Origin of the sequence: Streptomyces sp. NPDC020362, assembly GCF_040642095.1 — a bacterium.
In the GTDB taxonomy this organism is placed as follows: Bacteria; Actinomycetota; Actinomycetes; order Streptomycetales; family Streptomycetaceae; genus Streptomyces.
Genome location: NZ_JBFAET010000082.1, coordinates 16,591 through 39,653, shown reverse-complemented (window position 1 = coordinate 39,653; position 23,063 = coordinate 16,591). Strand labels below are relative to the sequence as shown.

16 protein-coding genes and 1 pseudogene are annotated in these 23,063 nt (G+C 72.2%); 13 read left to right on the top strand and 4 right to left on the bottom strand.

Features of this window, described 5'->3' with window-relative positions:
* Nucleotides 1-79: 79 nt before the first annotated feature.
* Entirely contained in the window at nucleotides 80-874 is a 795-nt protein-coding gene (locus AB0H32_RS26355; protein ID WP_361124951.1) for a hypothetical protein, read from the bottom strand.
* A gap of 541 nt (nucleotides 875-1,415) precedes the next feature.
* Between AB0H32_RS26355 and AB0H32_RS26350 the strand changes: the two genes are divergently transcribed.
* The 3 genes from AB0H32_RS26350 (at nucleotide 1,416) to AB0H32_RS26340 (ending at nucleotide 3,788) form a co-directional block, all read left to right on the top strand.
* Nucleotides 1,416-2,117 (top strand): transglycosylase family protein, encoded by a 702-nt coding sequence (locus tag AB0H32_RS26350; RefSeq protein WP_361124949.1) that lies wholly within the window; start codon nucleotides 1,416-1,418, stop codon nucleotides 2,115-2,117.
* Nucleotides 2,118-2,207: 90 nt separating this feature from the next.
* Complete coding sequence (locus AB0H32_RS26345) at nucleotides 2,208-3,206, top strand: YafY family protein (protein ID WP_361124947.1); 999 nt, start codon at nucleotides 2,208-2,210, stop codon at nucleotides 3,204-3,206.
* Between the two features lie 366 nt (nucleotides 3,207-3,572).
* Nucleotides 3,573-3,788 (top strand): I78 family peptidase inhibitor, encoded by a 216-nt coding sequence (locus tag AB0H32_RS26340; protein ID WP_361124946.1) that lies wholly within the window; start codon nucleotides 3,573-3,575, stop codon nucleotides 3,786-3,788.
* Nucleotides 3,789-3,901: 113 nt separating this feature from the next.
* Here the strand turns inward: AB0H32_RS26340 and AB0H32_RS26335 are convergent, their stop codons facing one another.
* On the bottom strand, nucleotides 3,902-4,951 hold the full coding sequence (locus AB0H32_RS26335) for a phosphatase PAP2 family protein (protein ID WP_361124944.1): 1,050 nt from the start codon (nucleotides 4,949-4,951) through the stop codon (nucleotides 3,902-3,904).
* Nucleotides 4,952-5,190: 239 nt separating this feature from the next.
* Entirely contained in the window at nucleotides 5,191-6,507 is a 1,317-nt protein-coding gene (locus AB0H32_RS26330) for a hypothetical protein (RefSeq protein WP_361124942.1), read from the bottom strand.
* 260 nt (nucleotides 6,508-6,767) lie between these two features.
* Between AB0H32_RS26330 and AB0H32_RS26325 the strand changes: the two genes are divergently transcribed.
* Both AB0H32_RS26325 and AB0H32_RS26320 read left to right on the top strand, forming a co-directional pair.
* The gene (locus AB0H32_RS26325; RefSeq protein ID WP_361124940.1) at nucleotides 6,768-8,387 is read left to right on the top strand and encodes an MFS transporter; all 1,620 of its coding nucleotides are present in this window, start codon (nucleotides 6,768-6,770) and stop codon (nucleotides 8,385-8,387) included.
* A 127-nt stretch (nucleotides 8,388-8,514) separates the two neighbouring features.
* Nucleotides 8,515-9,702 (top strand): acyl-CoA dehydrogenase family protein, encoded by a 1,188-nt coding sequence (locus AB0H32_RS26320; RefSeq protein WP_361124938.1) that lies wholly within the window; start codon nucleotides 8,515-8,517, stop codon nucleotides 9,700-9,702.
* 43 nt (nucleotides 9,703-9,745) lie between these two features.
* Here AB0H32_RS26320 and AB0H32_RS26315 read toward each other — a convergent pair whose 3' ends face one another.
* Entirely contained in the window at nucleotides 9,746-10,183 is a 438-nt protein-coding gene (locus AB0H32_RS26315) for a cell division protein SepF (RefSeq protein WP_361124936.1), read from the bottom strand.
* A 311-nt stretch (nucleotides 10,184-10,494) separates the two neighbouring features.
* On the opposite strand from AB0H32_RS26315, the gene AB0H32_RS26310 reads away from it, so the two are divergent.
* The 8 genes and pseudogenes from AB0H32_RS26310 to AB0H32_RS26275 all read left to right on the top strand — a co-directional run bounded on the left by AB0H32_RS26310 (nucleotide 10,495) and on the right by AB0H32_RS26275 (nucleotide 22,777).
* Nucleotides 10,495-11,628 (top strand): DUF5685 family protein, encoded by a 1,134-nt coding sequence (locus AB0H32_RS26310; protein WP_361124934.1) that lies wholly within the window; start codon nucleotides 10,495-10,497, stop codon nucleotides 11,626-11,628.
* 686 nt (nucleotides 11,629-12,314) lie between these two features.
* Nucleotides 12,315-14,072 carry an FAD/NAD(P)-binding protein gene (locus AB0H32_RS26305; RefSeq protein ID WP_361124932.1) on the top strand — a complete coding sequence of 586 codons (1,758 nt, stop codon included), beginning with the start codon at nucleotides 12,315-12,317 and terminating at the stop codon, nucleotides 14,070-14,072.
* Nucleotides 14,073-14,159: 87 nt separating this feature from the next.
* Entirely contained in the window at nucleotides 14,160-14,543 is a 384-nt protein-coding gene (locus AB0H32_RS26300) for a hypothetical protein (protein WP_361124930.1), read from the top strand.
* A pseudogene (locus AB0H32_RS26295) lies at nucleotides 14,540-14,770 on the top strand (F420-dependent methylene-tetrahydromethanopterin reductase); the annotation flags it as partial. The gene AB0H32_RS26300 and the pseudogene AB0H32_RS26295, both read left to right, overlap by 4 nt.
* A gap of 906 nt (nucleotides 14,771-15,676) precedes the next feature.
* On the top strand, nucleotides 15,677-16,576 hold the full coding sequence (locus AB0H32_RS26290; RefSeq protein WP_361124928.1) for a S1 family peptidase: 900 nt from the start codon (nucleotides 15,677-15,679) through the stop codon (nucleotides 16,574-16,576).
* A 324-nt stretch (nucleotides 16,577-16,900) separates the two neighbouring features.
* On the top strand, nucleotides 16,901-17,983 hold the full coding sequence (locus AB0H32_RS26285) for a S1 family peptidase (RefSeq protein WP_361124926.1): 1,083 nt from the start codon (nucleotides 16,901-16,903) through the stop codon (nucleotides 17,981-17,983).
* Nucleotides 17,984-18,329: 346 nt separating this feature from the next.
* Nucleotides 18,330-21,782: a DNA polymerase III subunit alpha gene (gene dnaE / locus AB0H32_RS26280; protein WP_361124925.1), complete on the top strand. Its 3,453-nt coding sequence runs from the start codon at nucleotides 18,330-18,332 to the stop codon at nucleotides 21,780-21,782.
* Entirely contained in the window at nucleotides 21,779-22,777 is a 999-nt protein-coding gene (locus AB0H32_RS26275) for an ImpB/MucB/SamB family protein (RefSeq protein ID WP_361124923.1), read from the top strand. Before dnaE ends, AB0H32_RS26275 begins: the two co-directional genes overlap by 4 nt.
* The last annotated feature ends 286 nt before the right edge of the window (nucleotides 22,778-23,063 follow it).

Genomic DNA, 23,063 nt, shown 5'->3' with positions numbered 1-23,063 from the left:
CTCCGCCGCGTGGGCGCGAGAAGCCACCGCGCGCCCACGCGGCGGAGCCCGCACCCGCAGCTCCCGCCTCCTGGGCGCCTCAGGTACCCGCAAGAGGAAGTGCAGCGGCGACGAGCTTCCCGTTGGCCGCCGCCTTGTCCAGCGCCTCCCGCAGCAGATCCTCCCGGGGCTGTCGCCCGATGGACCCCACCGGCGCCGCGAACATCAGCACCTGCTGGTGCTTGTTGGCCGCCGACCGCCAGCTGTCGGTCACCTGGAGCGGCTGGTGCGCCTGCCACCAGGCCACCGGCTGCCCGCCGCCCGCGCCGGGCTGGAGCACCGCGTGCAGCTGGCCCACGGCCACCAGTACCGACCAGCCGTGCAGCACCGGCGGAACGGACGCCAGCTCGGTCACCGGCATGAAGCCCTGCTCGATGAGCAGCGGAAGGAAGTCGTCGCCCGCCCCGGTGGAGCCCGGGCGCACGATCGGCGCGGTCGGCTCGACGACCAGCGCGGGGTGCAGTTCACCCTCGATCAGGACGAGTCCACTGGTCACGCCGAGCACGGCCTGCTCGGGCACCGCCTGGTGCGGCCGGCCGCCGGCGGCCATGTCGGTGCCGGTGCCGCCGATGGAGCGGACGGCGCCCTGCAACTGCTCCTCGGTGACCTGGACGACCTGTGAGGGCAGGCAGCTGGCGTGGGCGAAGGCGAGCACGGCGGTCTCGTCGCCGACGAACAGAACGGTGCTGGTGCGCTCCTGCTCGGAGTCGCCCGGGGTGCGGCAGGAGGTGCAGTCGTAACTGCCCGGGGCGTTCTCTCCGGCGAGCAGCCGGTCGGCTTCTTCGTCGCCGATCTCGGCGCGTACGGCGTCACTGACGTCGAGCATGCGCGGCACGGTGGCTCCCTCGGGATGCGGTGCTGGGTCGGCCGGGTGGCTCCCGGCCCATGAGCCCCGGGGTTCCGGGCTCATGAAGAAGACAACGGACGTCCTGTGGTGGGAGTCACGCCCCGGGAGGAACGGAATCGAACCATCCACCGCACAGGGTCACCTCCGGTACGGAATCGGGCACTCACCGTCAACTCATCGCGCTGTCAAGGAACTTGAAAGGGTGAAGTGGCTCACAGCCCGCCCCGGCGGGTGGTCGATAAATCAGGAAATCAGGGCATGAAAGGGCTGGCCGAAAATTGCCGATACCAGCGGTAACGGCGAACTGGCCTGGAAGGACGGCGAGTTGGTTGATTCCGGCCGCCCGACCTCCCTACATTCCTCCGCCGTGTGCAACGAGCACCGCTCGGGTACGTCCGCCGACCGGCACCAGGCAGAGCACCGTCGCCTGCACCGGTCGTGGCGGACGGGACGGGCGCGACGAACCGCGGTCATCCGCGGCAGGACGCGTCTCGTCCGGGGGAGCCCGGGTTCGTGGAGAGGGAATTACATGTCCGAGTGTGCCGATACCACCCGCAACGCCGATCGTCACGACAGCGCCCGCAAGGGACGTACGACGGCCGCCCTCGCCGGGGCGGCGCTGCTGGCCCCGCTGGGGCTGCTGGCCGTGAGCGGCAATGCCGTCGCGGCGGACAACGGAGTGTGGGACCGCATCGCCCAGTGCGAGAGCGGCGGCAACTGGCACATCAACACCGGCAACGGCTACTACGGCGGGCTCCAGTTCTCCGCCGGCACCTGGCGCGCGTACGGCGGCACCGCCTACGCCCCGACGGCCGACCAGGCCTCCAGGAGCGCCCAGATCGCCGTCGCCACCAAGGTCCAGCACGCCCAGGGCTGGGGCGCCTGGCCGGTCTGCTCGGCCCACGCCGGAGCCTCCGGCGCCGCACCGGCGTCCGCCCCGTCCGGCACGAGCACCGACAAGGGCAGCGTGACGACGAAGTCCGCGCCCGTGAAGTCCGTACCGGCGAAGTCCGTACCGGCGAAGTCCCCTTCGGCGAAGGCGCCGGAACGCGCGGCCGGTCACACCGACCGCAGTGCCTCCCGTGGCGACTACACGGTCCGTGAGGGCGACACCCTGAGCGCCATCGCCGCCCGGCACGGGACCACCTGGCAGCGGGTCTACGCCGCGAACAAGAAGGTCATCGGCGACGACCCGAACCTGATCGTGCCCGGCCAGCGCCTCGTGCTGTGAGCAGGCCCCGGGTGCCGGTCACCTGACGTGCACAGCCGCTGTCCAGGTCCAGGACAGCGGCTGTCCGCATCTGCTGGCAGACTCGGCCCCATGTTGGAGACCTCGGCACGTCTGCTGCGCCTGCTCTCACTGCTCCAGGCCCACCGCGAATGGTCGGGCGCCGAACTCGCCGGGCGGCTCGGCGTCACCCCGCGCACGGTCCGCCGGGACGTGGACCGGCTGCGCGAGCTGGGATACCCGGTCAACGCGAGCCCCGGCACCGGGGGCGGCTACCAGCTGGGCGCGGGTGCCGAACTGCCCCCGCTGCTGCTGGACGACGACGAGGCCGTCGCGGTCGCCGTCGGCCTGCGCACCGCCGCCGGACAGGGCATCGAGGGCATCGGCGAGACGTCGGTGCGCGCCCTCGCCAAGCTGGAACAGGTGCTGCCGAACCGGCTGCGCCGACGGGTGAGCGCCCTCAACGCCTTCACCGTGCCGATGCTGCGCGTCGGTCCGCCGTCGTCCCCCGTCGACCCGGCCGTGCTCACCGAACTCGCCCATCTGTGCCGGGACGCCGAGCGGTTGCGTTTCGCATACCTGAGCCACGACGGCACCATGAGCCGCCGTACCGTCGAACCGCACCGGCTGGTGTGCACCGAGCGGCGCTGGTACCTGGTCGCCTGGGACGTGGACCGGGAGGACTGGCGGACCTTCCGCGTCGACCGCCTCACCCCGAAGCCGCCGCACGGCCCGCGGTTCACCCCGCGCAAACCGCCGGCCGAGGATCTCGCCGCCTATGTCTCGAAGGGCGTCTCCACGCGCGCGTACGCCATGCACTCCGCCGTCCGCCTGCTGGTGCCGCTGAGCGAGGCCGCCGAGCGGATCTCACCGTCCGCGGGGACGCTGGAGGCCGACGGCGAGGACGCGTGCATCCTGCGCAGCGGCGCGCCGAACCTGGAGGTGATGGTCATTCACATCATGATGATGGGCATCCCTTTCGAGGTGCTGGAGCCCGCCGAGCTGAACGAGGTCATCAAGGCGGTGCGTGACCGGCTCGACGCCGCTCTGGCGCGGGCTGCGGGGCCCTCGGCACCCGGACCCGCGAGCTGACGCGATGCGCTCGCCGGGCGAGTACTGCGGCCGAGGGCTCACGGCGGTCGTGTGCCGAATCGGTGAAATTCCTATGCGGCGTCAGCTCCCGCGGCGGTCCGCCGGATTCCTTGGAGAATCGCACTCATGGCCCGGTCCCATCGCCACTTCGGCGCTTTCGGCCGGGTAATTCGGAGAAGCCCTCGGACGCCCGGGAATGCCGTTCGATTACATCGGTGAGCGGTACGGAAACCCCCGTACGTGTGATGGAGTTCGACGGAAACGGGTGTCGGGAACCTGTGACAGAAGTGTGACCGGAGGGGGACCGGCGGGGGCTGCCGCCGGTGACGGCTTCCGTCACCGCGCGATGCGGCCTAGCGTGGCCGCATGGCACCGATTCCCACTCCGCCAGCGGAGCCCCAGGACAGCCCGGACGGGTACGTCGGCCTCGACGCGGCGAGCGCCGAGCGGCTCGCCCGGGAGCGGGGGTGGTCGACCGTGCGGTCGCTGCCGCCGGGCGCGATCATCACCATGGAGTACCGCGTGGGGCGGCTCAACTTCGAGGTGCGCGACGGCCTGGTGGCCCGCGCCTGGAAGGGCTGAGCCCCTCCGCCCGCCCCCCGACGACGAAGGCCCCGCTCCCGGAAGAGGGAGGCGGGGCCTTCGTCGTGGCGGCGGGGGGTGTGCGTACCGGACCCCGCTGCCGTGGTGGAGCGTCAGCCGCCCGTGAGGGGGCGGGCCGGCTGTGAGGTGCCGCGCGGCAGGCGGTCGGCGTGCGGCAGCCGGTCGGCATGCGGCGGGCGCCGGCTGCCCACCGGGGTGACCGGGGTGCGCTCCGAGCGCGCCGTGTGCGGGCCGGGGGCCAGATGGATCGGGGGCCGGGACGCCCGCACCGTCGACACCGGCTCGCGCGCCGGGGCGGACTGCTCGGCGGTCGCGGGACGCGGCTTGAGCAGCACCGGCGCGGGTGTGACCGGGACGGCGGGCGCGGGCACCGTACGGCCGCGGCGGGCGCGCCAGCGGTCGCGCAGGTCGAAGAGCGCGGTCTCGGTCCTGGCGATCAGCGGCTCGAACCAGGGCAGGGCGAGCATGATCAGCAGGCCCGCGGCCCAGCCCAGCAGCACGTCGCTCAGCCAGTGCGTACCGAGGTAGACGGTGGTGAGGCCGACGCCGAGCGAGGTGACCGCGGAGAGCGCGGACAGCCAGCGGCGCGCCCTCGGGGTGGAGGCCAGATAGGCCAGGATCCCCCAGGTCACCACGGCGTTGGCGGTGTGGCCGCTGGGAAATATATCGCCGCCCAGGCCCATCTCGTTCGAGCCGATCACGGTTGCGTAGTGCGGACCGAGCCGCCCCATGCCGAGCTTGGCGGCGCCGACCGTGATGTTCAGCAGGAGCAGGGAGGCAGCCAGGGTCAGCAGCGGGCGGAGCGTGTGCTGGCGCCAGGAGCGCCAGCCGAGCCAGGCCGCGACCATCACGGCGGTGGGGCCGCGCTGGCCCAGCACCACGTAGTAGTCGAGGAAGGCGTGGATCTCCGGCCACTGCTGGTACGGCCGGAAGAACATGACCTGCCAGTCGAGCCGGACCAGCCAGGAGGTGATCACCACGGCCCAGACGATCGCCAGGTAGAAGGCGAGGGTCGCGGTGAACAGCACGACCCGGTGCCGGCTCATCCGCGGCACATCGATGTGAGCCGGTCGTTCCGGCTCACGGTCCAGCCTGGCGAACACCCGGTCCAGACTCCGGGTGAGGTTTCGTTCGGTACGCACCCAATCGACGTTACAGCGAGTGAGCTCTGTTCCCGGTCGATACAGCGGGTTTGTGATGACGATGTGATGTGGGAAACCTCTCAGGCGCGGTCCGAATTCCTGGGATTCCGCAATCCTGTGAGCCTGCTTCCTGCAATTCCTTTGATCATGTTGTGGGGGCAGTTTTATGGCACTTATGAATTCGTTCACCGAATCATGGGGCGGAATTCAGAGGGTGCTCACGGGTGCCCCGGAGTTGATCATGGGGGACCGGAGCCGTTCAGCCAGAAGGCTCCATAGACCGCCGTCACCACCGCCACACACACGGTGACCAGCACCGACCTGGACGTCCGCAGCCGGGCGAGGGCGCCCGCGAGGGGGAAGAGCAGAGGGAAGGCGGGCATCAGCAGCCGCGGCTTCGACCCGAAGTAGCTCGACGCGCACAGGGCGAGCGCGAGCACGACGCCCGTGTACACCAGCAGCGCGACGGGCTGGCGCTGGCGCACGCCGGTCACGTAGAGCCAGATCAGCAGGGCGACGCCGATGGTCAGGCCCGCGCCGGCCAGGGCCGACGGAAAGGACGTGAACTTGTCGGCCACGAAGCGGGCGAAGGCGTATCCGCCGTCGAACCCGTTGCGCCAGCCGGCCTGTACGTCGAGATACCCGAGCAGACCCTGGCCGGTGCGGTGGCCGACCCAGAGCACATAGCCGGCGGTGCCCAGGGGGGCGAGGGCCATGCCGAGGGCGCGCCGCCAGGCCGGTGCGCCGGTGGCGAGGGCGGGGGCGTGTGCCTCGCCATGCGCGCCTCCCGTAGAAGATGGAGCGCGCGTCGCCTGATGCGCGCCATCCCCGGTGGCCGTGCGCTCGGCGTGTGCGCCCCGCGTGCTTCTGTCTCGCACGAACGAGGTCACGCCCGCGACCCACACCGCCGCGACCACCGCCAGCCCGACGGGGCGGGTCAGCCCGGCCAGCGCCGCCAGGGCGCCCGCACTCACCCACCGGCCGGTCAGCACCGCATACAGCGACCACGCGGCCAGTGCCGTGAACAAGGACTCGCTGTAGGCCATCGACTGCACGATCCCGACCGGCAGCACCGCCCACAGCAGCACCGCGCACACGCCCACCCGCCGCCCGCGGTCACCCTTGCGGGGCGGCGCCCCGCGCCCCTCCTCCGAGCGCCCGTGGACGAGGTCCGCGACCGCGAAGATCCCCCAGGCCGCCGCAAGCGAGGAGAGCAGACCGACCACGAACCCGGCGTCCGCGTACGACAGCGGCGCGACCGCGTGCAGCAGCCGCTCCAGCCAGGGCAGCAGCGGAAAGAACGCCAGGTCGGAGTGGACGTCGCCGTTCGGCAGCCGCACCTCGTACCCGTAGCCCGGTCCGGCGACCCGCGAGTACCACAGGGAGTCCCACCGGGCGGTCAGCAGCGTGTACGCGCTCTTGCCGCGCGCGGCGCTCCACGCGGCCAGCACGACCAGGCCCAGGGCGCGGACGGCCGCGTACCCGAGCAGGGCCGGCGCCGCCCGGCGCAGCAGCGGGGCGCGGAGCGGAGCCACGCGCGCGTCAAGATCGGTCACGGGCTCGATTATCGACCGAGCGGGGAACCGGGCCGCACGTCGGGGCGTGGTCAAGAGCAGGTGAAGTGGCGTACGCCACATGGGTTCGGTCCTGCGTGTGAGAGGTCCGCCACGCGTCCGCGCGGCGAACTCGCGTACGCTGACGAGTCACTCACGTGGCTTTGCGCGGGCCGGAGACACCGCTCTTCTCCGGCCGTACGACGGGGAGTCCCCACCCCGTCCGTCCGCTGCACGCGAGGGATCATCTGGGAGGTACGTACATGTCCGGGACGACCACGGCTGCCGCCCGGCCGCGCCGTCGGGCGGCCGGGGCCGGTGCCAACCGCTGGGTCGTCCTCGTCGTCCTCTGCGTGAGCCTGCTGCTCGTCGCCCTCGACGCGACCGTGCTGCACGTGGCGGTCCCCGCCGTCACCGAGGACCTCAGGCCCGGCGCCATAGAACTGCTCTGGATCGTCGACATCTACCCGCTGGTCTGCGCCTCGCTGCTGATCCTCTTCGGCACGCTGGGCGACCGGGTCGGCCGGCGCCGCATCCTGCTGCTCGGCTACGCCCTCTTCGGTGTCGCCTCCGCCGTGGCCGCCTTCGCGCAGTCCGCCGAGACCCTGATCCTCGCCCGTGCGCTGCTGGGCGTCGGCGGCGCGATGATCATGCCCGCGACGCTGTCGATCCTCCGTCAGGTCTTCCCCGACCGGCGCGAGCGCGCGGTGGCCATCGGTGTCTGGAGCGCGGTCGCCGCCGTCGGCGCGGCGGTCGGACCGCTGCTCGGTGGCTTCCTGCTGGAGCACTTCTGGTGGGGCGCGGTCTTCCTGGTCAACATCCCGCTGATGCTGGTCAGTCTGCCGGTCGGGCGGATGCTGCTGCCCGAGTCGCGCGGCGACGGCAGCGGCCCGTGGGACGTGGTCGGCGCGCTGATGGCGGCGCTCGGCCTGTTCGGCGTCGTACTGGGGGTGAAGCGGCTCGGCGGCGGGGAGCCGGTGGCGAGCCCGTTCACCCTGGTGCCGCTGCTGGTGGGCGCGGCGCTGCTCGTCCTCTTCGTGCGGCGCCAGGGGCGGCGCCCGCATCCGCTGGTGGACCTGCGGATGTTCCGGCGGCCGGCGTTCAGCACCTCGGTGGGCTGCATCGTGCTGGCGATGCTCGCCCTGGTGGGTCTGGAGCTGATAGCGGCGCAGTACCTGCAGCTGGTGCTCGGCCTGTCGCCGCTGGCGACGGGCCTGAGGCTGCTGCCCCTGACGATCGCGGCGATGGCGGCCGGCCTCGCCGGTGCGCGGATGCTGCGCCGCTTCGGGCCGCGCCGCATGGTCTGCTTCGGCTTCTGCCTCACCGCCGCGGCGGTCGTGACGCTGACCGCGATGGGCGCCGCCGACAACGCGGCCCTGCTGCTGTCCGGCTTCGTGCTGCTCGGCTTCGGCCTGGAGACCACGCTCTTCGGGGCGTACGAGTCGATGCTGAGCGAGGCGCCGGCCGAGCAGGCCGGCGGGGCGGCGGCGATCGGCGAGACGTCGTACCAGCTGGGCGCCGGGATCGGGATCGCGCTGCTCGGCAGCGTGATGAACGCGGCCTACGCGCCCGGTCTCGATTCGGTGCCCGGCGTGCCCTCACGCGCGTCGGACGCCGCGGGGCATTCGCTGGGCGAGGCCTACGAGATCGCCGGGCGGCTCGGCGGACCCGCGGGGGATGCCCTGCGCCGGGCGGCGCGGGACTCCTTCGTGCACGGACTCCACGTCACACTGCTGGTGAGCGCGGTTCTGCTGCTGCTCGGCGCCGTGATCGCGCTCCGGCTGCCCCGGGTGATGCAGTGCGGCGAGGAGAGCGTGCAGCGCGCCGCCGAGGTGGAGCTGCCGTCCCCGCGGGAGGCCGCGAAGCCGAGGGTGTCGGCCTGACCTCGGCCGTCGACGTACGGGACACTGCTGCTCTGGACGTACAGGACACTGCGCCGTAACGTCGGCTGCAGCGTCGTAACTAGCGCTGCTAGTTTTCACCGTGTCCCAGTGTGCCGGAGGGTGTTCCATGTCCGCGTCCAAGTTGCCCCCGTTCGATCCCGCAGACCCGCTCGGGATCGACGACCTGCTGGACCCGGAGGACCTCGCCGTCCGGGACACCGTCCGCAGCTGGGCGGCCGACCGCGTCCTGCCGCACGTCGCCGACTGGTACGAGAAGGGCGAGCTGCCCGGCATCAGGGAGCTCGCGCGCGAACTCGGCGGCATCGGCGCGCTCGGCATGTCCCTCACCGGGTACGGCTGCGCCGGCGCCACGGCCGTGCAGTACGGCCTCGCCTGCCTGGAGCTGGAGGCCGCCGACTCGGGCATCCGGTCCCTGGTCTCCGTGCAGGGCTCGCTCGCCATGTACGCGATCCACCGGTTCGGCAGCGAGGAGCAGAAGCAGGAGTGGCTGCCCCGCATGGCCGCCGGCGAGGTGATCGGCTGCTTCGGGCTCACCGAGCCCGACCACGGCTCCGACCCCGCCTCCATGCGCACCCACGCCAAGCGCGACGGCGACGACTGGGTGCTGAACGGCCGCAAGATGTGGATCACCAACGGGTCGGTGGCCGGGGTGGCCGTGGTCTGGGCGCAGACCGAGGACGGGATCCGCGGATTCGTCGTACCGACCGACCGGCCCGGCTTCTCGGCGCCCGAGATCAAGCACAAATGGTCCCTGCGCGCCTCCGTGACCAGCGAACTCGTCCTGGACGACGTACGCGTGCCCGCCACCGCCGTGCTCCCCGAGGTCACCGGTCTGCGCGGTCCGCTCAGCTGTCTCTCGCACGCCCGCTACGGCATCGTCTGGGGCGCGATGGGAGCCGCGCGCAGCAGCTTCGAGACGGCCGTGGAGTACGCGAGGACGCGCGAGCAGTTCGGACGGCCCATCGGCGGCTTCCAGCTCACCCAGGCCAAACTCGCCGACATGGCGGTCGAACTGCACAAGGGGATCCTGCTCGCCCACCATCTGGGGCGGCGGATGGATGCCGGCCGCCTGCGTCCCGAGCAGGTCAGCTTCGGCAAGCTCAACAACGTCCGCGAGGCCATCGAGATCTGCCGTACGGCGCGGACGATCCTCGGTGCCAACGGGATCTCCCTCGAGTACCCCGTCATGCGGCACGCGACCAACCTGGAGTCGGTGCTCACCTACGAGGGAACCGTCGAGATGCACCAGCTCGTGCTGGGCAAGGCGCTCACCGGGCTCGACGCCTTCCGCTGAACCCCGCGAGCGGGGCGGGGCGGGGCCGGTGAGCGGCCCTGCCTCAGCTCTGGTTGAAGAAGCCGCCGTCGCGGTGGGCCGCCGGCTCACCGCTGATGATCTCCGTGTTCGACGGCGTCAGCAGGAAGACGCGGTTCGCGACCCGCTCGATCGTGCCCCGCAGGCCGAAGGTCAGCCCGGCCGCGAAGTCCACCACGCGCTTGGCGTCGGAGGGCTCCATCGCGGTGAGGTTCATGATGACCGGGACACCGTCCCGGAACAGCTCGCCGATGGCGCGGGCGTCCCGGAAGCTGTCCGGGGTGACCGTGCCGATCCGCTGGCCCTTGTCCTCGGCCGTGTCCGTGGCCACCTTCACCCGGGGGTCCGTGACCCAGGCGTTCCCGGACTCGTGGCCCTCGGAGTACTCGTCGTCGTAGTAGCGCTCGTCATCGTTGTCGTCGACGAGGCCGAGCCACGCACTCGCCTTGCGTACCGATCCCATGGACGCCTCCTCTCACACCGGTCCTTCTTGCTTCCGCATCCCTATGGTCATCCATGATGCGGACGGCGCGCCAAGCGGATAGACGCCGCGCGGGGGGTTTGTGACGGTACTGGTGCACAGGCTATCCGTCGAGAGTCCTTGTGCCCCAAGGGTCGTGACTCATACGGCTGCTGACTGTGAGTGAAATATGATTGTCGTTGGCGGATGGGTGATGCGCGGGGCGTCCGGGTGAACGCGCCGACTAATACAAGCTGACAGTCGGCCGATACGATGCCGCAGCTCAACGTCGCAGCACACCACGGGGGATCGTCGTGTTCGGAATCGTCAGGCCATGCAGCCACCGGCTCGGGGAGAGCCTCAAGGCCGAGTGGATGGCGCACTTGTGCGGGCTGTGTCTCGCACTGCGCCGGGACCACGGTCAGTTCGCGCGCATCGTGACGAACTACGACGGGCTGCTCATATCGGTTCTGACGGATGCTCAGGTCGGCGCGGCGGACGAGTCCCGGCGTACGGCCGGGCCGTGCGCGCTGCGCGGGATGCGCACGGCGTCCGTCGCGCAGGGCGAAGGGGCGCGGCTCGCCGCCGCCGTCTCGCTGGTGCTCGCCTCCGCCAAGGTGCGCGACCATGTCGCCGACCGGGACGGGCTGCTGGCCCGCAGGCCGGTCGCGGCCGCGGCGCGCCGCGTCGCCGCGAGCTGGGGGCGGGCCGGGGCGCACAGCGGATCGGCGGTCGGGTTCGACACCGGTGTCCTGGTGGACGCCGTTGACCGGCAGGTCGGCATCGAGACCCTGGCCGGGCCCGGCACGCCGATCCTGACGGTCACCGAGCCGACCGAGACGGCCACCGGGGCCGCCTTCGCGCACACCGCGGTGCTGGCCGGGCGGCCGGACAACGCCGAGCCGCTCGCCGAGGCCGGCCGTCTCTTCGGCCGGCTCGCGCACCTCCTGGACGCCGTCGAGGACAGGGAGGCCGACGCGCGGGCGGGTGCCTGGAACCCGCTCACCGCCACGGGCACCTCCCTCACGGAGGCGCGCAGACTCGCCGACGACGCCCTGCACGGCATCCGGCTCGCCCTGCGGGAAGCCGAGTTCAGGGACGGCAGGCTCGTCCATCTGCTGCTCGCGCACGAGCTGCGGCGGTCGGTGGACCGGGCGTTCGGCCCGGGCCCGGCGTGCGCGGTGCACCAGCCGGGGCCGGGGGTGCCGTATCTTCCCGGCGAGCACCATCCCCAGAAGCCGAAGCAACCGCGTGGGCTCCTTCCCGGGTGCGGGATGTTCCTGTTGCTGTGCTGCACCTGCCAGATGTGCTGTGCCTCGGAGTACGAAGGGCCCTGGTCCCGGAAGAAGCGGGAAGGGTGCTGCGAGAACTGCGACTGCGACTGCCCTTGCGACGGGTGCGATGGCTGCGACGGGTGCGACTGCTGCTGTCCCTGTGACGGTTGCTAGCCGGCCGGGACGGACGCCTGGCGCGGCCGGGCACGGGTGTGGTGCAGCCGGCCGCGCAGTTCCCCGAGCCCCTGTTCGGGGGCTGCCGGTCCGTCAGGTCCGGTAAGGGCAGGAAACGGCAGAGGGAACGGCGTACGTATCGGGCAGCGTTCTCCCGGGGGGCGAAAAGGTGCAGAGCGCGAGGGGGGTGTGCGTGTGAAGGCGTGTGCAGCGGAGGAAGAACGCCAGAGCGCCCGCCGCGGGGCAGGCGTGAGCAGGGGGTCGGCTCAACAGGACGAGGACCACACGCGACCGAAGTCGATGTGGGAGCGGGTGACCAGCCACTGCTGTGGATGCATGGGCCAAGTGGAACAGGCATACGGTTCTGCGTCAACTGCGTTGAGACGTACGGATCACAGTGTGGACGGCCTTGACAGTGGACCGAAACGCCCACGTACTCTCGACGGACGGCCCTGCTGAGGGGCTCGGCCGTCTCCGCGCCGCTCGGCGCACCCGTGTGAAGGCACCCACCGTGTTCGACCTTCCCCCACTCTCGGCCTCGACCGAGCGGGGGGACTCCCACCACGGAGCCTTCGCATGTCATCCGACACCCTCGCCGAAGTTCCCGCCGTGCCCCAGGTGCCCGGGCGCGCGGACACCCTGACGATCGCCCCGCAGCGCCGTCCCGCCCCGTGGACGGCCGCCCGATGAGGCCCCAGCTGGTGATCGTGGGGGCCGGGCCGCGGGGGACCGGACTGCTCGAACGCATCGCCGCCAACGCGCCCGAGCTGTACGGCGAACCGGGCCTCGACATCCACCTGGTCGACCCCCATCCGCCGGGCGGCGGACGCGTCTGGCGCCAGGCACAGTCGCCGCTGCTGTGGATGAACTCCCACGCCGAGGACGTCACCATGTTCACCGACGAGACGGTGACGATGGACGGCCCGGTGCGCGAGGGCCCCACCCTGCACGAATGGGCGGGCCTGGACGGCCGCACCTTCGCCGACCGGCGGCTCCAGGGCCGCTATCTGCACTGGGTGTACGAGCGCGCCCGCGCCGAACTGCCCCCGGGCGTAGCCGTCCACCATCACTCCCGGCGCGCCCTGCGCGTCGGCGGGCCGCGCGAGGGCCGTCAGCAGGTGTGGCTGGAGGGCCGCCCGCGGCCTCTCCTCGCCGACCTGGTCGTGCTCGCCCTCGGCCACCTCGACGCCGACCCCGGCCTCCGGCAGGCCGAGCTGACCGCATACGCCCGCAAGCACGGACTCGTCCACCTGCCGCCCGACTTCACCGCCGACAGCGACCTGTCCCCGCTGCAGGCCGGCGAGGCGGTCCTCGTACGGGGCTTCGGTCTGGCCTTCGTCGACCTGATGGTGCTGCTCACCGAGGGCCGGGGCGGGCGCCACGAGGGTGACGCCTACATCCCCTCGGGCCGCGAACCGGTGCTGTACGTCGGTTCGCGGCGCGGAGTGCCGTACCACTCGAAGATCGGCTACGACTGGAGCGGTGCCCGGCCCGCCCTGCCCCGCTTCTTCGGGCCCGCCGAGGTCGAGGAGCTGCTGGCCCGGCCGGCAGGCTTCGACTTCCGGCGCGATGTGTGGCCGCTGGTGGAGAAGGAGCTGGGCTTCGCCCACTACCACCGCCTGTTCACCGCCCACCCCGGGCGCACGGCCATGGCGTGGGCCGGCTTCGAGGCGAGGTACGCGGCCGCCGCCGGCCCCGCCGAGATCCGGGCGCTCGTCGCCGCCGCCGTACCGGACCCGGCCGACCGCCTCGACCTCGCCGCGCTCGACCACCCGCTCGACGGGGTGCGCCACGGCTCGCACGAGGAGTTCCAGGAGGGCCTGCGCGGTTACGTCGAGGCCGACCTGAGCCGTCGTCACAATCCTGATCACAGTGCCGACCTGGGCGTCTTCCTCGGCCTGCTGTCCGTCTACGGGCAGCTGGTGCGACTCGGGGACATCGGCCCCTGGTGGCACGGCTTCTTCAGCTACCTGGCGTCCGGCCCGCCCGGACCCCGGCTGCGGCAGATGCTCGCGCTGTCCCGGGCCGGGCTGCTGCGGTTCGTCGGCGCCGGCATGACCGTCACCGCCGAGGACGGCGTGTTCCGTGCCACCAGCCCGACCGTGCCCGGATTCGCCGTCGAAGCACGCGCGCTGGTCGAGGCCCGGCTGCCCGAGCCGACCGTGGAACGGGCCGGCGACACCCTGCTGCGGGAGTTGCACGCCGACGGCGCCGCCGAGACCCCCGAGGGGCTGCTGCGCGTCGACCCCGCCGACGGGCGGATCCTCGACGGGGCCGGGCGTCCGCATCCGCGGCGGTTCGCGCTCGGCCCGTACACCGACGCCCGTACCCCGGGCGCCTTCACCCGGCCGCGCACCGGTGGGGCGGCGTTCCGGCAGAACGACGCGACGGCGCGGGCCGCGCTGCGGTTCCTGGCCGAACTCGCCCTCCGCCGAGCCGCATGAACCCCCCTCGACTCCGAGCGCCGACGTGGCCCTGGTCCGCGCCGCGGCCCCGGCCGGGCCGCGGCCGTTTGGGATCAACTGCTGGACATGGCAGTGGAGTTCGGCAGGAACCGCGGTTCCCTGCCGGTCCTGGTGAGCCTCCTCGTCGACCTCGGCGACGGTGAGCGCGCGGCCGAGCCCGGACACGGCGGAGGGGGACCCCGGCCGAGCGCGCGGGGCCCGTTGTACCGGGGCGGCCCCGTCGGCCTGGCGGAACTGATCTCCACCTGGCACGCGGAGGGCGTCACCGACGGCTTCCACCTCGTCCCCGTGGAGCCGCGCCGTGACCTGGGGCGGCTCGTCAACGGCACGGTGGCGCTGGTCCAGCACCGCGGCCTGTTCCGCACGTTCTGCCCGGGCAGCACCCTGCGCGAGCACCTGGGCCTCGCCCGGCCCGCCAACCAGTACGCGGTGACCGGGGGAACGTCATGACCGTACGACGAACGGTGCACCCGGCGGCCTGCCTCCCCGGGGAGGGTTGGGGCGCCGTACGGACGGACCCGCGCTCCGGCCCACGCACCGCGTTCGCCTCCCTGGAACAGCCGGCGCGCACCACCGAGCGCGGGCTGTTCGACTTCCTGCTGCTCTCCGAACAGCTGCGGCTGCCCGAACACCGGGGGCGGATCCACGACCTCGACGCCGTCGGACGGCCGGAGGCACGACCCCGACGGCGCGCTCCCGGAGAACGACCCGGTGCCGGAGGCCGCCCCGCTCCTGGAGGCCGAACCGCTCCCGGAGGACGACCTGGTGCCGGAGACCGACCCGGTGTCAGAGACCGGCCCGGTGCCGGACCCTGCGCTCGCACCTCGGGCTGCCCGACCCGGCAGGGGAGGGCTGAGCAAGGCTCTCCGGGGCCGGAGCAAGGCTCTCCGGGGCCGGAGCAGGGCCCTCCGGGGCCGGAGGACCATCCGGAGGGCCGACTTCCGGACATTCCAGGGACTTGGGTGACCGATGGTGACGGGGTGGTGCTCACCGCCACCGGAACCGACGGCCCGACCGTGGACCACCTGGCCTTTCTCCGGCGGTACCCGGCTCGCCGCCGGCAGCGGACCGGAGGCCGGCCCGCGGACCGTACTCGCCGCCCGTGCCCCCACCCTGGCCGGAAGGGACCTGGCGCTCCACGCCGCACAGCGGGGCGACGGCCGGCCGTGGGGGTGTTCGCCGATGCCGCCGGCGGGGACGACGGCTTTTGCTGCCGGCTCCGGTTTCCGCAGGCGCCGGATGCCGAGAGCCGTGCCACGACCGGCTCGGACCGTGGTCTGCTCCTGCCATGTGCCGTCGCCGAGCGCGTCGTCCGCCCCTTCCCGTCGCCGGGCAATGGACTGGTCGTGGCGATCGCGTGGGGGAGCGTGTTCTGAGTTGACGTCAGTGGGCGTTCTCTAAAGAGTGGTTCAAAGGCCGCGGCCGAAAGGCACTCTTGTGCCGACCGGCCGTTCGGCCGAATACTCCCCCTCAGCGCTTGTCAGGGTGTATGCGTGTTCGGACTCCCGGACCGGTCCCTGGCTGCGCCTCACGGGCCCCGACCCCCACGCGGGCCCCCGACTTCCCCTGGGAGGGAACGAAAAGTGAGGATCAAGCGCACCACTCCCCACAGCGGCACTGCGAGACGGACCCGGCTGATCGCCGTGACCACCGGCTTCCTGGCCGCAGCAGCGTTCGCCGCCCCCACCGCGAATGCCAGCGACGACCACACGTTCAGCGCCAATCAGCTCACCCAGGTGAGTGATTCCGTCCTCAGGGCCGACGTCGCCGGCACGGCCTGGGCGGTCGACGGCAAGACCGACCGGGTCGTCGTCACCGTCGACAGCAGGGTCTCCGAGGCCGGGATCGCGAAGATCAAGCAGCAGGCCGGCTCCAACGCGGGCGCGCTGACCATCAAGCACACCTCCGGCAAGTTCAGGAAGCTGATCAGCGGCGGCGACGCCATCTACGGCGGCTCCTACCGCTGCTCGCTCGGCTTCAACGTGCACAGCGGCAACACGTACTACTTCCTCACCGCCGGCCACTGCGGTCAGGTCGCCTCCACCTGGTACAGCAACTCCGGCCACAGCACCGTGCTGGGCACGAACGTCGGCTACAGCTTCCCGGGCAACGACTTCGCGCTGGTGCGCTACACCAACTCCTCGATCTCGCACCCGAGCGCGGTGGGCAGCCAGACCATCAGCCGTGCGGCCACCCCGTCCGTGGGGACGACCGTCTACCGCCGCGGTTCCACCACCGGCACGCACAGCGGCCGGGTCACGGCGCTGAACGCCACCGTCAACTACGGCAGCGGTGACATCGTCTACGGCCTGATCCAGACCACGGTCTGCGCCGAGGGCGGTGACAGCGGCGGCCCGCTCTACGGAGGCAGCACGGCCTACGGCCTGACCTCCGGCGGCAGCGGCGACTGCACCTCCGGCGGAACGACCTTCTTCCAGCCGGTCACCGAGGCGCTGAGCTACTACGGTGTGACGCTTCCCTGACGGGTACGGACCGGCTTCGGGCCCCCGCGCAGTTCGTGCGCGGGGGCTTTCTCGTGTCCTGGGGGGAGTGTTGGTTTCCGGCCATGGGCAACGATCACTGTCCGCCGATGGGTTACTCGCGCGTAGTGTTTGCTGTGCGAACTCCCTGGGATGACTGTCCTCGGTCAAACGGGTGGGGGAGTGCGGGGCTCGTCGTGTGCGCGTCCTGAAGTCGACCTTGTGTGCTCCCTGTGCTGTTCGGAAGAGTAGGCGCCCGTCAACCAGCCTTCCGGCCCGTGAGATCCCCACAACCTCCGGGCCGAACCCCCCACAGGAGGACGTGAGTTGAAGCACCGACGCATATCCGGGCGCCGGGCCGTGATGGCCGGTGCGGGAATCGCCGCACTGGTCGCCGCAGGTGTCACCTTCCAGACTGCGAACGCCAGCGAACCCTCGAAGTCCGCTCCGGAACCGCAGGTTCTGTCGGCCCCCGCGGCCGGAAAACTCGCCTCTGCGCTCGTCCAGCACCTCGGGAACGACGCTGCGGGCAGCTACTACGACGCCCGGGCGAAGAGCCTCGTCGTCAACGTGCTCGACGCCGACGCCGCCAAGGCCGTCCGGGCGGCGGGCGCCAAGGCCAGAGTCGTCGCCCACTCCCTCGCCGAACTCGACGGGGCGCGGGCGACCCTGAAGGCGGACGCGACCATCCCCGGCACCTCGTGGGCGACCGACCCGGTCACCAACAAGGTCGTGGTCACCGCCGACAAAACGGTGTCCGGCGCGGCCCTCGCCAAGCTCGGCAAGGTGGTCGACGGGCTCGGGACGAAGGCCGAACTGAAGCAGTCGAAGGGGGAGTTCAAGCCCTTCATCGCCGGCGGTGACGCGATCTCCGGCTCGGGCGGGCGCTGCTCGCTCGGCTTCAACGTGGTCAAGGGCGGGCAGCCGTTCTTCCTGACCGCGGGTCACTGCACCGACGCCATCTCCTCGTGGTCGGACTCCTCCGGCAACGTCATCGGGAAGAACGAGCAGTCCAGCTTCCCGGGCAACGACTTCGGTCTGGTCAAGTACACCTCGGACACCGAGCACCCGAGCGAGGTCGACCTCTACAACGGCTCCACCCAGAAGATCACCGGTGCGGCCGAGGCGACCGTCGGCATGAAGGTCACCCGCAGCGGCTCGACCACCCATGTGCACGACGGCACGGTCACCGGACTGAACGCCACCGTCAACTACTCGGAGGGCACGGTCAGCGGTCTGATCCAGACCGACGTCTGCGCCGAGCCCGGCGACAGCGGCGGCTCGCTCTTCTCGGGCAGCAACGCGATCGGGCTGACCTCGGGCGGCAGCGGTGACTGCACCTCCGGCGGAGAAACCTTCTTCCAGCCCGTCACCGAGGCGCTGTCGGCGACCGGGACCCAGATCGGCTGACCTTCGTACGCGTCGTTCCGCAGTCCCGCCCCTCGCGCGAGGGGCGGGACTTTGTGTTGTGCGTCCCGGCCCTACCGCACGCGAGCACCGTCGCCCGCCGTGCCCTCGCCCGCCGCCCTGGCCGCGCCCGTCGCCCGCCCGTCGCGCGTGTTGCCCGCCGCGTGATCGCGGTGGCGACCGGTCGGCGGGCCGTCTGTTCCAGCCTGCCTCTCACCTCGGCAAAGAATCGCTGATGTGTTCGAATCTGGTCGTTGACCGGGGTCGATGAGGTTAGAGTAATCGAACGAGCGTACGATGAACGTATCGGACGTATGGCTGAAAAGGGGTGGAGTGATGGAGGTGTGGCATGACGGGCTTCGCCCATCTGCACGTCGCGTCCGGTTACTCCGCTCGCTACGGTGCCGCCCATCCGGAGCACCTGGTCCGAAGGGCGGCCGAGCGGGGCATGACGGCGCTCGCGCTGACCGACCGGGACACGGTGACCGGTGCCGTCCGGTTCGCCCAGGCCTGTGCGAAGGAGGGGGTCCGGCCGCTCTTCGGTATCGACCTGGCCGTGGAGGGCGTCGCGCCCCCTCCTCCCGAGCGGCGGCGCCGCACTCCGGTGCGCGGTGGTGCGCACGTGATCGAGCCACCGCTGCGGTTCGTGCTGCTCGCACAGGACCGGGCGGGATGGGCCCGGCTGTGCCGCATCACCTCGGCCGCTCATGAGGGTGCGGCAGGCGGTGGTGCGCCGGTGGTGCCGTGGGAGGCGCTCCGCGAGTACGGCGGTCCCGGCCTGGTCGTGCTGCTCGGCCCGCTGTCGGAGCCGGTGAGGGCGTTGTCGGTGGGCCGGGGGGATGTCGCGATGAAGCTGCTGGCGCCGTGGCAGGAGATCTTCGGGAGGGGAGTCCGGCTGGAGGTCGTTGCGCAGAAACGTTTCGGCGTCGGTCCGGGATCCCTTCGGCTCGCCGCCCGCACCCTGGCACTGGCCGACCGCACCGGCACGACCGCCGTGCTCTCCAACGCCGTCCGCTACGCCGATCCCGGACAGCACCGGCTCGCCGACGTCCTGGACGCCGCGCGGCTGCTGCGCCCGATCGACCGGCGCAGCCTGGACAGCGGGCAGCGCTGGCTCAAGGACGAGGGAAGGATGGCGGACATCGCGCAGATGATCGTCGAATGCGCGGGGGCCGACGCCCGACGGGCGCGTCGGCTGCTGGCGGACACCGCCGCCACGGCGGCCGCGTGCACCGTCGACCCGGTGGCGGACCTCGGGCTCGGCGCCCGGCACTTCCCGGAACCGTCGCTCTTCGGCGCCGGGCCCGGAGCGGGAGGAGCCGCGCAGCTGCTCCGCCGGAGGAGCGAGGAGGGTCTGGCCCGCCGTGGCCTCGACCGCGACCGGGCGGCGCTGGAACGGCTGGACGAAGAACTCGCCGTGATCTCCACGCTGAACTACGACTCGTACTTCCTCGCCGTGGGCCAGGTCGTCGCCGACATCCGGGCCAGGGGCATCAGGGTCGCCGCCCGTGGCTCGGGCGCCGGGTCGATGGTCTGCCACACGCTGGACATCGCCACGGCCAACCCGCTCGACCACCGCCTGCTGTTCGAACGCTTCCTGAGCGTGCGCCGCGGCTCGCTGCCCGACATCGACATCGACGTGGAGTCCGCCCGGCGCCTGGAGTGCTACGACGCGATCTTCGAACGGTTCGGGAGGGAGCGGGTGGCGGTCACCGCCATGCCCGAGACCTACCGCGCCCGCCGGGCCCTGCGCGACACCGGCCTCGCCCTCGGCATCGCGCCCGCGGACGTCGACCGGATCGCCAAGAGCTTCCCGCACCTGCGGGCCTGCGACATCACCGGCGCGCTCGCCGAGCTGCCCGAGCTGCGGCAGCTGGCCGCCGAGGCACACCGGTACGGGCCGCTGTGGGAGCTGGCCGAGGGCCTCGACTCCCTGGTCCACGGCATGGCCATGCACCCCTGCGGCGTGGTCATCAGCGACGCGACCCTGCTGGACCGGCTGCCGGTGCAGCCCACCCCGCAGGGCGACTACCCCATGGCCATGGCGGCCAAGGAGGAGATCGAGGCGCTGGGCAACATCAAACTCGACGTCCTGGGCGTGCGCATGCAGTCCGCCATGGCTCATGCCGTCGCGGAGATCGAACGGACGACCGGCAACCGCATCGACCTGGACGACCCGAAGCAGGTGCCGCTCGACGACGTCTTCGCCTTCAAGCTCATCCAGGAGAGCCAGACCCTCGGCCTGTTCCAGCTGGAGTCGCCCGGTCAGCAGGACCTGCTGTCCCGGCTGCAGCCGCGCAATCCGCAGGACGTCATCGCCGACATCAGCCTCTTCCGGCCCGGTCCGGTCGCGGGTGGCATGCCCGAGCGGTACATCGCCGCCCGGCACGGCGGCACGCCGTCGTACGCCCACCCGGACCTGGAGCCGGTGCTCGCCGACACCTACGGGGTGACCATCTGGCACGAGCAGATCATCGAGACGCTGTCGGTGATGACCGGCTGCGACCGTGCGATGGCCGAGATCGCCCGGCGGGCGCTCGGTGACAAGGGCCGGCTGCCGAGGATCAGGGACTGGTTCGACCGGCTGGCACGCGCGCGTGGTTACAGCGCTGCCGTCCGGGACGAGGTGTGGAAGACCGTCGAGGCCTTCGGCGCGTACGGCTTCTGCCGCGCCCACGCGGTCGCCTTCGCCGTACCGGCCCTGCAGAGTGCCTGGCTCAAGGCGCACTATCCGGCGTTCCTGCTGGCCGGTCTGCTCGAACACGACCCCGGTATGTGGCCCAAGCGGGTCCTGGTCTCCGACGCCCGCCGGCGCGGCGTGCCGGTCCTGCCCGTCGACGTCAACCGCTCCCAGGTGAAGCACACGGTGGAGAAGGCCGACGGAGACCAGTGGGGCGTACGCCTTGCCCTCTGCGCGGTGCACGGCATCGGCGAGGAGGAGTGTGCCCGCATCGAGGCGGGGCAGCCGTACGGATCGCTGTCGGACTTCTGGCAGCGGGCCCACCCCAGCAGGCCCACCGCCGAACGCCTCGCGGAGATCGGCGCCCTGAACCGCCTCCACGACGGCCGTCTCACCCGGCGCGATCTGCTGCTGCAGATCGCGGAGCTGCATCGCCAGTCCCGGACCCGGTCCGCGCACGAGGGCCAACTGCCCATCGTCGCGGGCGCTGTCGGCGGGGCGGAGCCGAGCGGGCTGCCGGAGATGACCGGCCGCGAGGCCCTGAGCGCGGAGCTGAACACGCTCGGCATCGACGTCTCCAGGCATCTGATGGAGCACCACCACCGGCTGCTGCGGGAGATCGGCGCCACCGACGCCGCTCATCTGGCCGGGATGCGCGCCGGTCAGCAGGTTCTCGTCGCGGGCGTGCGGGCCTCGACCCAGACCCCGCCGATCGCCAGCGGCAAGCGGATCATCTTCGTCACGCTGGAGGACGGTTCCGGGCTGGTCGACCTGGCGTTCTTCGAGGACTCCCACCCGGCCTGTGCGCACACCGTGTTCCACAGCGGGCTGCTGCTGGTGCGCGGCACGGTCCAGGTGCGCGGCACCCGCCGTACCGTCGTCGGCGCGATGGCCTGGGACCTGGACGAGATCGCCGCGGCCCGTCGTGACAACGGTCCCGAGGCCGCGCTCGCCCTCCTCGGCGAGAGCCGCCCGCACCCGACTCCTGCCCAGCCGCAGCGCACCCTGGTCAACGGCACCACGGGCGCCCGGCTGCACCCGTACGCCGACCTGCAGCCCGCCGGCACCCGCTCGGCGGACCTGAAGAAGTTCGGCCATCGCAGTCCGGGGAGTGCGGGATGAGCACACGTCGGCGGCACATCGCCCACCTCCATCTGCATGCCTCGCTGACCGAGGACCAGTACGCCGACATCATCGAACTGATGTCCGGTATCACGCCCCACGTCCAGGCCGTCCCGCCCAATGCCGTGCAACTGGACCTGACGTCGGCGCTCCGCTACTTCGACCTGTCCCCCTACGACATGGTCCAGACGGCGATGATGAGGCTGAAGGCCCTCCACGGCATCGACAGCAGCGCCGGGCTCGCGGGCAACCGCATGCTGGCGGCCATGGCGGCCGACGCGTCCGCGCCGGGAGACACCACCTGGGTCCCCGCCGAGCGGGCCGCCGCATGGCTGTACCCGCGCCCGCTCACCGCGCTGCCCGGGATCGGACGTGCCACGGCGACCACCCTCACCCGGTACGGCCTGCACACCATCGGCCAGATCGCCGACCTGCCCCCGGCGACCCTGCAACGGCTCCTCGGCGCCGGCCAGGCACGGCTGCTGGCCGAACGCGCCCGCGGCCACGACCCCCGCCCGGTCGCTCCCACGGAACCGGCGGCGTACCTGACCGCCGATCTCGTACTAGACCGGGACTGCCTGGATCCGGCACAGCATCACCGGGCCGTCCTGGGGCTCGCCGACCGGATCGGCCAACGCCTGCGCGGCGAGAGTCAGGTCGCCGGTCGGCTCACCCTCACCGTGCGCTACGCCGACCGCAGCTCCACCACGCGCACGCGCACCCTGCCGGAACCCACCGACCACTCACCGGCCCTCGCCGCACCCGCGCTGGGTCTGCTGACCGCCCTCGGCCTGCAGCGGGCACGCGTCCGCGCCTTCGCCCTCCGCGCCGACGACCTGCTGCCGGCCGACGGCGCCTACCGCCAGCTCTCCCTGGACCCCGGTGACGCCCGGGCCCGCGCCGCCGAGGCCGCCGCAGACCGGGCCCGCCGGCGTTTCGGGGCAACGGCCGTACACCCCGCCGCCCTGGCTGCTCCCACCGCGCCCGGAACCTGAACCCGCGAGGGGCCGGTCAAGCCCCCGAGCCGGAATCTGCGTTCGGCGGCTTTTCGTGCGCCGCTTTCCGATCGTGGACTTCAAAGGCCCGCACCCCGCGGGCGTGGCGTGAAGGAGGGGGAGCCTCGACGGCCGGGCGGGCCGGAAGCCCTGTGCTCGTCCGCCGTCCGCTGTCTGCCGTCTGCCGTGTGCCGTGTGCCGTGTGCCGTCCGCGCTCGCGTCCGCGCCTCCCGGCACCGGACTGCGCAGGCGCCGCGCCCGCGCGGAGCGTGCGGTGTTCGCGGCG